This window comes from Bradyrhizobium sp. HKCCYLRH2060 (assembly GCF_051168135.1).
GTDB lineage: Bacteria > Pseudomonadota > Alphaproteobacteria > Rhizobiales > Xanthobacteraceae > Bradyrhizobium.
This window is the reverse complement of the sequence record NZ_JBNPUK010000004.1, coordinates 37,277-49,345: the sequence shown is the minus strand read 5'-3', so window position 1 is coordinate 49,345 and position 12,069 is coordinate 37,277. Positions and strand designations below refer to the sequence as shown.

The 12,069-nt window shown below is 65.5% G+C and carries 13 protein-coding genes; 4 read left to right on the top strand and 9 right to left on the bottom strand.

All coding sequences use genetic code 11. The annotated features are described in order from the left end of the window. The first annotated feature begins 46 nt into the window (after positions 1–46). Positions 47–1,018, top strand: coding sequence for an L-histidine N(alpha)-methyltransferase (egtD, locus tag ACQR10_RS11000; RefSeq protein ID WP_315801199.1), 972 nt, complete (start codon positions 47–49; stop codon positions 1,016–1,018). Here egtD and ACQR10_RS10995 read toward each other — a convergent pair. After that, the gene (locus tag ACQR10_RS10995; protein WP_316183082.1) at positions 994–2,196 is read right to left on the bottom strand and encodes a low temperature requirement protein A; all 1,203 of its coding nucleotides are present in this window, start codon (positions 2,194–2,196) and stop codon (positions 994–996) included. The two genes, egtD and ACQR10_RS10995, sit on opposite strands and share 25 nt — an antisense overlap. A 39-nt stretch (positions 2,197–2,235) precedes the next feature. Next, complete coding sequence (locus ACQR10_RS10990) at positions 2,236–2,475, bottom strand: BolA family protein (RefSeq protein WP_315714834.1); 240 nt, start codon at positions 2,473–2,475, stop codon at positions 2,236–2,238. Between the two features lie 255 nt (positions 2,476–2,730). On the opposite strand from ACQR10_RS10990, the gene ACQR10_RS10985 reads away from it, so the two are divergent. Further along, positions 2,731–3,096 (top strand): DUF427 domain-containing protein, encoded by a 366-nt coding sequence (locus tag ACQR10_RS10985; RefSeq protein ID WP_316183081.1) that lies wholly within the window; start codon positions 2,731–2,733, stop codon positions 3,094–3,096. Between the two features lie 80 nt (positions 3,097–3,176). Here ACQR10_RS10985 and ACQR10_RS10980 read toward each other — a convergent pair whose 3' ends face one another. Beyond that, on the bottom strand, positions 3,177–3,350 hold the full coding sequence (locus ACQR10_RS10980; RefSeq protein ID WP_009031962.1) for a DUF1328 domain-containing protein: 174 nt from the start codon (positions 3,348–3,350) through the stop codon (positions 3,177–3,179). Positions 3,351–3,779: 429 nt separating this feature from the next. Here ACQR10_RS10980 and ACQR10_RS10975 point away from each other — a divergent pair, with 429 nt between their 5' ends. Next, positions 3,780–4,976: an acyltransferase family protein gene (locus ACQR10_RS10975; RefSeq protein ID WP_316183080.1), complete on the top strand. Its 1,197-nt coding sequence runs from the start codon at positions 3,780–3,782 to the stop codon at positions 4,974–4,976. Between the two features lie 293 nt (positions 4,977–5,269). Here ACQR10_RS10975 and purL read toward each other — a convergent pair whose 3' ends face one another. Then, on the bottom strand, positions 5,270–7,480 hold the full coding sequence (gene purL / locus ACQR10_RS10970) for a phosphoribosylformylglycinamidine synthase subunit PurL (protein WP_316183079.1): 2,211 nt from the start codon (positions 7,478–7,480) through the stop codon (positions 5,270–5,272). A 198-nt stretch (positions 7,481–7,678) separates the two neighbouring features. Here purL and ACQR10_RS10965 point away from each other — a divergent pair, with 198 nt between their 5' ends. Further along, positions 7,679–8,161, top strand: a complete 483-nt coding sequence (locus tag ACQR10_RS10965) for a PaaI family thioesterase (protein WP_315801205.1) — start codon at positions 7,679–7,681, stop codon at positions 8,159–8,161. A 100-nt stretch (positions 8,162–8,261) separates the two neighbouring features. On the opposite strand, the gene ACQR10_RS10960 is transcribed toward ACQR10_RS10965, so the two are convergent. The 5 genes from ACQR10_RS10960 to purS all read right to left on the bottom strand — a co-directional run bounded on the left by ACQR10_RS10960 (position 8,262) and on the right by purS (position 12,067). Next, positions 8,262–8,999 carry a tetratricopeptide repeat protein gene (locus ACQR10_RS10960; protein WP_316215930.1) on the bottom strand — a complete coding sequence of 246 codons (738 nt, stop codon included), beginning with the start codon at positions 8,997–8,999 and terminating at the stop codon, positions 8,262–8,264. Between the two features lie 236 nt (positions 9,000–9,235). Beyond that, positions 9,236–10,483 (bottom strand): DUF1236 domain-containing protein, encoded by a 1,248-nt coding sequence (locus tag ACQR10_RS10955; protein WP_316216113.1) that lies wholly within the window; start codon positions 10,481–10,483, stop codon positions 9,236–9,238. A 196-nt stretch (positions 10,484–10,679) separates the two neighbouring features. Next, positions 10,680–11,381 carry a phosphoribosylformylglycinamidine synthase subunit PurQ gene (gene purQ, locus ACQR10_RS10950; protein WP_315801206.1) on the bottom strand — a complete coding sequence of 234 codons (702 nt, stop codon included), beginning with the start codon at positions 11,379–11,381 and terminating at the stop codon, positions 10,680–10,682. A 9-nt stretch (positions 11,382–11,390) separates the two neighbouring features. Further along, positions 11,391–11,807, bottom strand: a complete 417-nt coding sequence (locus tag ACQR10_RS10945) for a hypothetical protein (RefSeq protein WP_315801207.1) — start codon at positions 11,805–11,807, stop codon at positions 11,391–11,393. Between the two features lie 17 nt (positions 11,808–11,824). Then, on the bottom strand, positions 11,825–12,067 hold the full coding sequence (gene purS, locus ACQR10_RS10940; protein WP_316215929.1) for a phosphoribosylformylglycinamidine synthase subunit PurS: 243 nt from the start codon (positions 12,065–12,067) through the stop codon (positions 11,825–11,827). Between the last annotated feature and the right edge of the window lie 2 nt (positions 12,068–12,069).

The following is a 12,069-nucleotide window of genomic DNA, read 5'->3' as shown; positions in this document are numbered from 1 at the left end:
CATTCGTTGCCCGACAGTCGCGCGTGTGCGCGTCCAGGAGAGTATCATGAACGTGCACGTCAACGCGCTGCTCGATGCCCATCTCCCCGACGACAAGACGTCGGCCTTTGCGACAGACGCAGTCGCAGGCCTCACCCAGCAGCCCAAGCAGCTATCGCCGAAATATTTCTACGACGCCGCCGGATCAGACCTGTTCGAGCAGATCACGCGCCTGCCGGAGTACTACCCGACGCGCACCGAGCTCGGCATCCTCAGGGATCGCGGCGCCGAGATCGCGGCGGTCATTCCCGACGATGCTGCGCTGATCGAGTTCGGCGCCGGCGCCACCACCAAGGTGCGGCTGCTGCTGGAAAGCTGCCGCTTCGCGGCCTACGTGCCGGTCGATATTTCCGGCGAGTTCCTGACCGCACAGGCCGACAGCCTCCGCCGCGACTTCCCGCAGCTGGCCGTGCACCCGGTCATCGCGGATTTCACCACGGCATTCAAACTGCCTGACGCCATCGAAGGCAAGCCGAAGGTCGGCTTCTTTCCGGGATCGACGATCGGCAATTTCGAGCCGCATGAGGCGTGCCGCTTCCTGCGCTCGGCACGCGAGATCCTGGGGACCGGCGCGCTGATGATCGTCGGGGTCGACCTGGAGAAGGACGAGCGCGTCCTGCATGCCGCCTACAATGACGCCGCCGGCGTGACTGCGCGTTTCAATCTCAATCTGCTGTTGCGGATCAACCGGGAGCTCGGTGGCAATTTCGACCTGTCCGCCTTCGTTCACCGCGCGATCTACAATCGCGAGCAGCACCGCATCGAGATGCATCTGGTTGCACGAAAGCCGCAGACCGTGCGGCTGCTCGGCACCACCCTCTCGTTCCGGGCCGGCGAGAGCATCCACACCGAGAACAGCTATAAATACAGCATCGAGCGCTTCGGCGCGCTGGCCCGCGGCTCCGGCTGGAAAGTCCAGACCGTGTGGACGGATGCGGAAAAAATGTTCTCGGTTCAGGCGCTCGTCGCCGAGGCGTGAGGCTCCGGCTTCGACCGCAGCGACAGCGTCTCCCACAGCGCGACGATCGCCAGCAGCGCGCTCGTCAGCGCTGATAGCACGAGCGGCGACAGTTCGGTCGCGAACCAGCCGAGCCCGATCAGCGCCAGCAGGCCAGCGCCGTGCGACAGCTGCAGGAAGCCGCGGATGTTGAACTTGAAGAGGATGGTCCCGAGCAGAAACACGAACGGACCGCCGATCGTTGTCGCCGCCGTATTCAGGTCGGTATGCCCGAGGGGGTGCTTCAGGATGATCTCGTCCGATACCGCCGAAACGATGATGCCGGCGACGATCGGCATGTGCAGGTAGGTGTAGGCCGAGCGCGCCATAAGCCCGGATTGCGCCGACTGCGAAATCACCTCCGATCCCGCCTCAGCGCCGCGGTTGAAATACACCGCCCACATCGCCACCGTGCCGATGAAGGCACTGGCAAAGGCGGCAATGTTGGCTCCGGTCCAGTCGAGCTCGGCAAAGGTCGCGCCGGTGACGACGATGGATTCGCCGAGCGCGATGATGATGAACAGCGCACAGCGCTCCGCCATGTGGCCGCCTTCGACCATCCAGTCCTCGACGGTGGATGCACCCAGCCCGGGGACCCAGAAGCGGACGGCCGGCGACACATATTCCAGGGTGAGCGCCGCCCCCCATAGCCCCATCCGCGCCGGGCCCTCGGCAAGGCCGCCGAGCAGCCAGAGCACGGCGGAGGCACTGAGCCAGGAGAGAATGCGGGCGGCGTTGCGACGGACGGCCAATCGCTGCGGCGGCGTCGCGGTCAGCCAGAACGCGGTCCGGCCGACCTGCATGGCGGCGTAGGCCATGGCGAACCACAGGCCGCGGTCCTCGAACGCCCGCGGGATCGACATCGACAGAACGAGGCCCGCCAGCATCAGCGCGAACAAGAGACCTCGGACGAGCGCCTTCTCGGGATCGAGCCAGTTGGTCACCCAGGCGGTGTAGACCCACACCCACCAGACCGCGAGAAACAGAACGGCCGTCTGGGCGGCGCCGAGCGGCGAGAAATGGCCGATCAGATAGTGCGAGATCTGCGTGACCGCGTAGACGAAGACGAGATCGAAGAACAGCTCGACGAAGGTGACCCGACTGTGCCGGTTCGGCTCGATGACGCGAAACAGCGCACCACGCGGATTGTCCACCGCCATCTCCCCCGGATGCGTGCTGCGCGATCTGCCCCTGAATGGTCAGCGCTGGTCCGGCACCCCGGTCTGCAGCGCCAGAGCATGCAGCACGTCACCCATCTGGCCGCGCAGCGATTGATAGACGAGCTGGTGCTGCTGCACGCGGGATTTGCCGCGGAACGATTCCGAGATCACCGTCGCGGCGTAGTGGTCGCCGTCGCCAGCGAGATCGCGAATCGTCACCTGGGCGTCAGGGATGGCAGACTTGATCATCTGCTCGATATCGTGGGCATCCATGGGCATCCCGGTGCATCTCCTTGTGTCGGGCCGGCGCCGCATCCCGTAGACGATGTAGCCCGCAGGGCCCGCGGCTTGGCTGCAGCTCCCATCAGTGGCCCGCCGAGCACGGCGAATCAAGGCATTCTCGCGGGACCGTGATAGTGAAATCTAGCGCGAACCGCTTTCGAGGTCACGCGCGGAACCACTATATACCGGGATCAGACGAGATACGTCGGACTGGGTGACGCACCCAAAAGGCCGAATCGGGAGGACGACGACATGAAGCTTCCAGGACCGGATCATCCGATCACCGTCACCCCCAACCCAAAACGCGTACGGGTGATCGCCGACGGCGTCGTGATTGCCGACACGACCCGCGCGTTGACGCTGAAGGAAGCGAGCTACCCCGCGGTTCAATACGTGCCGCGGGCCGACGCCAACATGGCGGCCTTGCAGAAGACTGATCGTGTCACCCATTGTCCGTACAAGGGGGATGCGAGCTATTTCAGCGTCGTCGCCAACGGCAAGACATTGGACAATGCGATCTGGAGCTACGAGGCGCCCTTCCCGGCGATGACCGAGATCTCGGGCCACCTGGCGTTCTATCCGGACAAGGTGCGGATCGAGGAGGTCGCAGCTGATTGAACCCGGTGACAGCCCGCCGCGCGGCGGGCGCGAGGCGATACCGGCGCGGCGGTTGTTTCGATCACTGACCTGATGGCGTGCTACACTCTGAAAATCGTAAGCCCGAGAATCAGGAGCACGAGGAAGATCACCAGGAAGATATAGAACAGGATCCGCGCAATGTCGGCGGAAGCTGCCGAGATGCCGGTGAAGCCGAGAATACCGGCCACCACCGAGATCACGAAGAACAGCAGCGCCCATTTGAGAAGTGTCACGGTATGGTCCTCCGGTTCTGCGCCGTGCCGGCGCGGCGCCTCACTAACGATGAGGCGGGGAACCGGTTCCTTCGGCCATCGGTCCCGGCGCCGAAGAAATGCGCAACCCACGACCGTCCCGGCCGTAACTTCATAGGTCGTCGGTTCGTAAGGATATCGGGAGCGGAAATCGGCATGTGTGAGAAACCGGCTTGCGGACCGCGGCACTTGCTGATTTGCAGCACCAAAGACGACATCTGGTAGTCCGGCGCCGTCATTCGCCCGCTTGCGGGCGACTCCAGCGAATGACGGTGCCATAGGTCACACGAGCTCATCCACTCATTCCGGCTCGCGCAGCCTTGGACGACGTTTGCATGACGCCCCGCGGCGAGGGGGATGCGAACGTCCCATCCGCTGCACGGGCCGGGCAGCAGCGACGCCGGGGGGCGTATGGTCATATCGGTTACACAATCGGCGGCGGCCGCGAAGATCGAGCTTCAGGCCCGCCCGCGCGCCCGGGCGCGCAACGCCGCGCTCGATCACGCCCGGACATTCCTGACGCTGGTGGTGCTGCTCCACCACGCCGTGATTCCCTATACCTATTTCGGGCACACCGATCCGACGTTCTTCCTCGGCTTCGATGCCATCGTGCTGGCCACCGACAGCTTCTTCATGGCCATGTTCTTCTTTCTGTCGGGCCTGTTCGTGTGGTCGGGCCTTGCTCACAAGTCGACGCTGCAGTTCCTGCGTGACCGGCTATTGCGCCTTGGCCTGCCGTTCGCCATCGCAGCCCTGACCGTCATTCCGCTTGCCTATTACGCGATCGAGCTGCGCGCCAATCCGGACGCCACCTTCGCTGCCTTCTGGTGGAAGACGGTCACGGTCGGTCCATGGCCGAGCGGGCCGATCTGGTTCATCTGGGTGCTGCTGGCGTTCGACACCTCGGCAGCCCTTTTGTACCGCGTCTCGCCACGCCTGCTGGATCCGATCAATCGGCTGTCGCAGCGCGCCTTCGAGCATCCGCGCGACTTCTTCTTTGCCTTCCTGCTGATCACAGGCGGACTCTACATCCCGTCCCGGCTCTATTTCGGCCCGACGTTCTGGTTTGAAGCCGGACCGCTCTCGGTGCAGGCCAGCCGCGTCCTGCTCTACGCCGCCTATTTCTACGTCGGGGCTGGCATCGGCTCGGCCAATGTCGAACGTGGCCTGCTGGCCGCAGAAGGGCAGATGTCGCAGCGCGGACTCGGGGCCTGGATCGTGGTTACGCTGGTGCCCTATGCGCTGCTCTGGGTGCTCATCACGATCAAGCGCCAGGTGCTGGGCAATCCCCCCGTGTTGCCGCAATGGTACGAGGCAGCCTATGGCTTCCTGTTCGTCATCTTCAGCGCCGCGATCCTGTTTGCGATCCTGTCCTATTTCCTCAACAACCGCCGCTCGGAATTCTCCGTGCTCGATCGCATGCAGGCCGACGCCTATGGCATGTTCCTGGTGCACTATCCGATCGTGCTGTGGATCCAGTACTGGCTGTTCGACTTCGGCCTGCCGGCCATCGCCAAGGCCACGATCGCCTTTGTCGGCAGCATGCTGCTGAGCTGGGGCGCGACCTGGGTGCTCAGGCAGATTCCGGGGGCGAAGAACGTGTTGTAGGACGGTCCTGCCTCCTCCGTCATTGCAAGGAGCGCAGCGACGACGCAATCCAACCTCCCGCCGGAGCTCTGGATTGCGTCGCTGCGCTCGCAATGAGCGCGTGGAAAGGCACCGCGCTGACAACGGACTCCGCTGTCGTCCTGCGAACGCAGGGACCCATAACCGCAAGATCTTGTTGTTGGCGCAGGTCAACGACCAGTCCCGCCGACTACTCCGTACACCGAGTGGGTCCCGGATCGGCGCCACGTCGGCGCGGTGCGCCGCCGTGGCTTGTCCGGGACGACAACGGTGTGTCAGGCAGCCGCCCCGCCCATATATTCTGGTAGCCAGCTCTCGAACCGGCTCTTCAGCGTATCCACTTCCACCGAGGCCTCGCCGGCGATCGCCAGCGCAGTGCCGCCTGTCGTGCCGATGCGCGTGCACGGCACGCCGGCGCCGCGCATCTTGGCGAGCACGCGGCCAGCCTCGGTCTCCGGCACCGTCACGAGATAGCGCGCCTGGTCCTCGCCGAACCAATAGGCATGTGGCACGATCGAGGCAGGCGCGGCCAGCAGCCGCGCGCCGATGCCGGAGGCCATCGCCATCTCGGCGAGCGCGACGAGCAGACCACCGTCGGCCAGATCATGCGCAGCCGTCGCCGTGCCCGCATGGATCATGCCGCGCACGACATCGCCGATGCGCTTCTCCGCGGCCAGGTCGACCGGCGGCGGAGCGCCCTCCTCGCGGCCGCAGACGTCGCGCAGGTAGACCGACTGGCCGAGCCAGCCATGGGTCTCGCCGATCAGCAGGATCGCCTCGCCCTCGGCCTTGAAGGCGATGCTCGCCGACTTGGTGAAATCATCGAGCAGGCCGACGCCGCCGATCGAGGGCGTCGGCAGGATCGCGCGGCCGTTGGTCTCGTTGTAGAGCGAGACGTTCCCGGAGACGACGGGGAAGTCGAGCGCGCGACAGGCCTCCGAAATGCCCTTCAGGCAGCCAACGAACTGGCCCATGATCTCGGGCCGTTCCGGGTTGCCGAAATTGAGATTGTCGGTGATCGCAAGCGGCCGGCCACCGACCGCGGTGATGTTGCGCCAGGCTTCGGCGACGGCCTGCTTGCCCCCCTCGAACGGGTCGGCCTCGCAATAGCGCGGCGTGACGTCGACGGTGAGCGCCAGCCCCTTCGGCCCGTCCTGCACGCGCACCACGGCGGCATCGCCGCCCGGGCGCTGCACGGTGTTGCCGAGGATCACATGGTCGTACTGCTCCCAGATCCAACGCTTGGAGCACAGATCGGGCGTTGCGACGAGCTTCTCCAACGCCGGGATGATGGCCAGGGGCGCCTTGACCTCGCGGGCGTGGATCACCGGCAGCGCCGATGAGGCCACGTGCGGGCGATCATACAGCGGCGCCTCGTCGCCGAGCTCCTTGATCGGCAGGTCGGCCATGACGTCGCCGCCATGCTTCACCACGAACCGCTTGCTCGGCGTGGTGTAGCCGACCACCGCGAAATCGAGCCCCCACTTGCGGAAGATCGCTTCCGCCTCCTTCTCCTTCTCGGGCTTCAGCACCATGAGCATGCGTTCCTGACTCTCGGAGAGCATCATCTCGTAGGCGCTCATGCCGATCTCGCGGGTCGGCACGGCATCGAGATCGAGATCGACGCCGAGGTCGCCCTTGGCGCCCATCTCGACCGCCGAGCAGGTCAGCCCGGCCGCGCCCATGTCCTGGATCGCGATCACGCAGTCGGCGGCCATGATCTCGAGGCACGCTTCGAGCAGCAGCTTCTCGGCGAAGGGATCCCCGACCTGCACCGTCGGGCGCTTCTCCTCCGAGGAGTCGTCGAATTCGGCCGAGGCCATCGAGGCGCCGTGGATGCCGTCGCGGCCGGTCTTGGAGCCGAGATAGACGATCGGCATGTTCACGCCGGAGGCGGCCGCATAGAAGATCTTGTCGGCGTCGGCGAGGCCGACCGCCATCGCGTTGACCAGGATGTTGCCGTCATAGCGGGTGTGGAAGCGGGTCTGGCCGCCGACCGTCGGAACGCCAAACGAGTTGCCATAGCCGCCGATGCCGGCCACCACCCCGGACACCAGATGCCGCGTCTTCGGATGCTCCGGCGCGCCGAACGACAGCGCGTTCAGGCAGGCGATCGGGCGTGCGCCCATGGTGAACACGTCGCGCAGGATGCCGCCGACGCCGGTCGTGGCACCCTGGTACGGCTCGATGTAGCTCGGATGGTTGTGGCTCTCCATCTTGAACACGACCGCCTGGCCGTCGCCGATGTCGATCACGCCGGCGTTCTCGCCGGGGCCCTGGATCACCCAGGGCGCCTTGGTCGGCAGGCCCTTGAGATGGATGCGGGACGATTTGTACGAACAGTGCTCGTTCCACATCGCCGAGAAGATGCCGAGCTCGGTGAAGGTCGGGACCCGCCCGATCAGCTTCAGGATGCGCTCATATTCGTCGGGCTTCAGGCCGTGGGCGGCGACGAGCTCGGGGGTGATCTGCGGTTCATTGCGCATGGAGAAATGCCTTTGCCCCGTGGGCCGCTGGTCCCTTAAACCCTGCTTCATAGATACAGAGGCAGAAGCGGAAAAGGCCTTTTACGGCCCTATTCCGCCCTGTCCAGAGCTTTGGCCCGGACCCGCCAAGCGGGATATTTGCAGATTGGCGGCCAATCGGATTTAAGACGGTAAATCAACAGTTAAAGGCCCTTGCACGTGCACGATCTGACCCGTTCCGCCTTCGAGAACCGCCCCGGCATCCATATCGCGACCGACGGCGAGTTCGCCGGCTGGCGCACCTGGATGCGCGACAGCTACGAATCCCATACCGGACCGTTCTGGCACCGGATGGAGGACGACGGTTCGATCCGCTGCGCCTTCCGGGTCGAGAAGAAGCATTTGAACGGCGGCGGCAACGTCCATGGCGGCTGCCTGATGACCTTCGCGGATTACTGCCTGTTCGCCTTCGCCGCGCCGATCATGCAGGGCCCGGGCGTCACGGTCTCGTTCTCGTCCGAATTCCTCGACGCCGCGCGCGAGGGGGAATTGATCGAGGCCACCGGCGAGGTCACCCGCGCCGGCGCGTCGCTGATCTTCCTGCGCGGCATGCTGCATTCCGGCACCAAGCCGCTGTTCTCGTTCTCAGGGACCATCAAGCGCGTCAAGCGGCGGACGCCGGAGGCAGCGAACTCGCCGTAGCCTGATTTGATTTGTAGCCCGGATGAGCGCAGCGATATCCGGGATCTCACGCGCTCCCTCGGTGAACCCGGATGTCGCTGCGCTCATCCGGGCTACGGCCTCACCCCGCGAGCTGCTTCTCGGCGATCGATATCCACTCGGCCTGCGCCTTGCGCACATGGCGCGGGGCGCGCTTCATCTGGATCAGCAGCTCGGTGAATACGATCTTGGCCTCGTCGATGCGGCCGGCCAGCTTGAGCAGCAAGCCGTAGCGGACCTTCGCCTCGCTGCCCGGCGCGTAGTCCAGCAAGGCCTGGTACTCCTCCAGGGCCTCGTCGGTGCGGCCGGCTTCCTGCAAGGCGCGAGCATAGAGCAGATGCGCCTCGACCGAATTGTAGTCCGGCCAGGTCTTCTGCAGCTCGTCGAGCGTCGCCAGTGCATCCGCGGGGCGGCGGCGCGCGAACTGCGCCTTGGCCTTGCCGAGCGCGAACAGCGGCTCGTGGCCCATCGGCAGGCTCAGGATGTGATCATAATGCTGCTCGGCCTCGTCATAGCGACCGACGGCGACGCATTCCTCGGCGAGCGCGGCGCGGTTGGCAATCGTATCCGTCACGGCGACGCGATCCGACAACTCACGATAGTATTTCTCAGGGTCCAGCTTGTTGGCGACGCGCTTGCGCGCCTTCTGGACGTCGTGGCTGCCCAGCCATTCCGGCACCAGCTCGACGACGATGTAGGCGAGCGCGCCGATCAAGGGGACCAACAAGATGATGAACGCCCAGGGCTGCATCCGCCCGGTCCGCGACGCATGATAGATCAGCGAGATCTGAAGAAGTATAATGACGAGTGCAACCGGCACGGCGGTCCCCACGGCCAATCCCTACACGCCAACGTTGATAGCGTGGCCGCGCGCGGCCGACAATCCCGTCCGCGCCAGCTCAATTGACGATGCCGGTTTGACGCATGAGGACAACGGCCGGTTCGAGCAGCGGAGCAAGGCTCGTTCGATGGCCGTACGGAAGGCGATCCTGTCGCGAAAAAGGGCGGAAGCGCGTCGCGCTCCCGCCCTCGAGCCGCCGTCGTATCGCCACGCCGCTATTGCTGCTGGTCGATGACCTGCACCACCTTCTGATCGCGCGGGTCGACCAGCACGACCTGCTCGCCGATCGCCAGATACTGGTAGTTGGCGAGCTCCGGATTGCTGCGCGCGAGCTCATCGGGCACGCGTCGCAGGCTCAGGCAGCTCGTTCCGGACGAGGTCGATGACGATGTCGTCGATCCGACGGTGCCGGTCTCGGTCGCGGCGCGGCGCAGGATCTGGCGCTGATCGTCGGACAGCACGATGCGGGTCGAGCTCACGCCGTAGCCGCCGCGCTCATAGCCGCGATCGGCGCGCATGCCGTCCTGGGGGATGACATCGACGATCTCGCGGCTGCGCGGATCGACGATGGCGATCTCGTCATGCACGACGGTGTACTCGTAGCCGCGATATTCCGGAACGATGGTGACGATGTCCGACGGCAGCGGACGCGGCCGCACGCGCTCGGGCAGGCGCTCGCCGACGTTGATGCGGATGTCGATGTCGGTGCGGGCACGGTCGAAGTCGTGATCACGCTTGAGCTGGTCGACCACGCGGGTCTTCTGTTGCTCGTTGACCGAAACCTGCGTGCTGGAGCGGGTGTTGTTGGTCTGGGTCTGGTTGCTGGCCTGCCCGGTCGCGTCCGGCTTGCCCGCAGCGGCACCGGCCGGACCGGTCTGCTGGTTCTGCTGCGCGGTCGTGCTCTTGCTGTCCGTTGCGCCCGGCTGATTGGCCTGCTTGCTGCGGCCGGTCTGCTTGTCGGCCGCCTGGTCCGACGTGCCGGCCTTGCGCTCGTCCTGGCTTTGCCGGCTCTTGTCGCTGCCGCTGCGCTCGGCCTCGCGGTCGGACTTGCGATCCGTGGCGCCCGACTTGGTTTCGGCGGCGCGATCCTCGCCCTTGCGCGGCTCGTCGGCGCGTCCCTGCTGTTGCTTCGACTCAGCCTTGCTCTTGCTGTCAGACTGCTTGTCGGCCTGCTTGCTGTCGGCCTGCGACTTGCTCTCGGCGCTGTCCTTGGCGTCGCGCTCGCGCTGTGCCGAGTCCGGCCCGCGCTCGCCCTTGCTCTGCTCCGCGCTCTGCTTCGCATCGTGCGCCGAGCGCTCCTGAGCCTGCTCGCGCGCGGCCGATGACGGCTCGCTGCGACCCTGCGCGCTCTGCTTCGCCTCCGACGCGCCGTGTTCCACGGCCGCGCCAGCGCTCTTGGCCTCGCTGCCGGGCCGGATCGCTTCGCGTGCGGTCGGGGCAGCGGCGCCACCCTCGCGCTTCATCTCGGACTGCGCCGATGCGGCACCTGATGCCGTGCCGATCGCCAGAATGATCGCGGCCGTTCCCAGCCAATGTTTCGTCGTCATATGAGAACCTCCTTGGTTCCTGTCCCGTGGAATCGGGCGGACAACGCAAACAGCCGCCCGGCGTTGCCGGACGGCGCGAGAAAAAACTACGGAACGATTTCGATGAACGGCGTCAGGCCGCGCGGTCGAGATGGGCGACGAGGCCGGCAAACAGCCCACGGCCGTCGGTGCAGCCCATGATGTCTTCGACGTGATTCTCGGGATGCGGCATCATGCCGAGCACATTCCCGTTCTCGTTGACGATGCCGGCGATCGAATGCGCAGCGCCGTTGATGTTGCTGAGGTCGCCAACCTCGCCATCGGCCGAGCAGTAACGATAGAGCACGCGCCCATCGCCATTGAGCCGCTTCAAGGTCTCCTCGTCGGCCGCATAATTGCCCTCGCCGTGAGCGACGGGCACGCGGATGACCTGTCCCGCATTGTAGCCGCGGGTGAACGGAGAATCCGAGCGCTCGACCCGCAGATGCACGTCCTTGCAGATGAATTTCAGCTTATCGTTGCGCATCAGCACGCCCGGCAGCAGGCCGGACTCGCACAGGATCTGGAAGCCGTTGCAGACGCCGAGCACGAGGCCGCCCTTGGCGGCGTGATCGCGCACCGCGTCCATGACCGGCGCCCGCGCCGCGATCGCGCCACAGCGTAAGTAATCGCCATAGGAGAAGCCGCCGGGGACGACGACGAGATCGGTGCCCTTCGGCAGCGACGTCTCGGCGTGCCAGACCATCGCCGGCTCATGGCCGGAGATCATGCGCAGCGCGCGCGCCATGTCGCGCTCGCGATTGATGCCGGGGAAGACGAGGATGGCGGATTTCATGCTTGCGACCTATTTGCTGGCTTCCTGCAGAGCCTTCTCGAATCGCGCGAGATTGGCTCGGCTGGCGTATTCGTCGTTCGACGAACTGATCAAAACGTATTGTGATGTAGCGCTGTCGACGATACCGGAGAGTCTGTGGCTCGTCGTTCGCACCTCGGGCGGCTCGCCCGAGAGCTCAGCGGCCATCTCATCCCACTTGCGCAGGATGCCCGGAAGCAGCGCCGAATGGGGCGGCTTGCTTTGGCAAACAAGCCGAGACCCAGGCACACAGTCGACACGTGCGCATACGAAGACATGCAGGCCGTTCGGTCCAGCGGTGTAGCGCCATCCGTCCATAGTGACCGGAGCCGCTGCGCTCGCCATCGATACCGATAGAAGGAGACCAACTGCCGCGACGCCCAGTCTGACTTCGTTTCGGCGGATCATGTCTCCCCCTCAGCGCCCTACCCCAGCAGTTCCACCCGGTAATTCTCGATCACCGTGTTGGCGAGCAGCTTGTCAGCGGCGGCCTTCAGGGCCGCCTCCGCCTGGGCCTTGTCGGCGCCGGCGAGCTCGATGTCGAACACCTTGCCCTGGCGCACGGACGCGACGCCGTTGACGCCGAGCGACTTGAGGGCGCCCTCGATCGCCTTGCCCTGGGGATCGAGGATGCCGGTTTTCAGTGTCACCGTGACACGCGCTTTCACGT

Bases quoted from the DNA above. Each gene is read 5' to 3' on its own strand.
- ACQR10_RS10945 (WP_315801207.1), bottom strand. From the start codon at position 11,807: ATGATCCGCCGAAACGAAGTCAGACTGGGCGTCGCGGCAGTTGGTCTC.
- ACQR10_RS10985 (WP_316183081.1), top strand. From the start codon at position 2,731: ATGAAGCTTCCAGGACCGGATCATCCGATCACCGTCACCCCCAACCCA.
- purL (WP_316183079.1), bottom strand. From the start codon at position 7,480: ATGCGCAATGAACCGCAGATCACCCCCGAGCTCGTCGCCGCCCACGGC.
- ACQR10_RS10955 (WP_316216113.1), bottom strand. From the start codon at position 10,483: ATGAAGCGCGAGGGTGGCGCCGCTGCCCCGACCGCACGCGAAGCGATC.
- ACQR10_RS10975 (WP_316183080.1), top strand. From the start codon at position 3,780: ATGGTCATATCGGTTACACAATCGGCGGCGGCCGCGAAGATCGAGCTT.
- egtD (WP_315801199.1), top strand. From the start codon at position 47: ATGAACGTGCACGTCAACGCGCTGCTCGATGCCCATCTCCCCGACGAC.
- ACQR10_RS10990 (WP_315714834.1), bottom strand. From the start codon at position 2,475: ATGCCCATGGATGCCCACGATATCGAGCAGATGATCAAGTCTGCCATC.
- ACQR10_RS10995 (WP_316183082.1), bottom strand. From the start codon at position 2,196: ATGGCGGTGGACAATCCGCGTGGTGCGCTGTTTCGCGTCATCGAGCCG.
- purQ (WP_315801206.1), bottom strand. From the start codon at position 11,381: ATGAAATCCGCCATCCTCGTCTTCCCCGGCATCAATCGCGAGCGCGAC.